Annotated in this window: 1 protein-coding gene; it reads left to right on the forward strand. The window is 41.8% G+C overall.

The genetic code is table 11. The annotated features are described in order from the left end of the window. On the forward strand, positions 1-638 hold a 638-nt coding region (locus tag AC1DUW_RS31265), incomplete at its 5' end, for a YitT family protein (RefSeq protein WP_477644504.1). Positions 639-764 lie beyond the last annotated feature (126 nt).

Below are 764 nucleotides of genomic sequence, written 5' to 3' on the forward strand. Positions count from 1 at the left end.
ATACAATCATTGGAACAGTTGGTTTATCCGTTTGGCTATGGGTATTCGAAAGATATCAAATCGAAATAAATCTCGGGAATGATTTGATGCTGGTGGCATTGTTTGCCGGGGTCTTTGTTGGTGTTGGGCTAGGTATCATCTTCCGTTATGGCGGGACAACTGGCGGCGTTGATATTATTGCCCGATTTGCCCATCGTTATTTAGGAATGGGCATGGGCCGGACCATGTTTATTTTTGATGCCGTTGTTATTGGCCTATCCATTCTCACCTACTTGGATTACAGGGAAGCGATGTATACCCTAGTGGCGGTATTCATCGGTGCGCGGGTTATCGACTTTATGCAGGAAGGAGCCTATGCGGCTAGAGGAGCAATGATTATCAGGGAGAAAAATGAGGAAATTGCTGATAAAATCATGAAAGATATGGAGCGGGGAGTAACAGTCTTAAGAGGGTATGGATCATATACAAGAACTGATCGAGAAGTTCTATATTGTGTTGTAGGTAAAAATGAGCTCGTTCGCTTGAAAAATGCCATCACTTCAGTGGACCCTCATGCTTTTGTATCTGTAAGTGAAGTGCATGACGTATTAGGTGAAGGCTTTACCCTTGATGAGAATAAGAATCCAATCGAACGGTAGTATCCACTGTGAAACCATTACAAATACATATTTTACATGATTCCCCGAATAGTGAAGTTATATAAGTAGTGTTAACTAAACCCGGTATACAACGAAAACGAATAAAAAGAACTCCATCTGTGATGG

The sequence above is a fragment of the Peribacillus sp. P4_C12 genome, assembly GCF_056402095.1.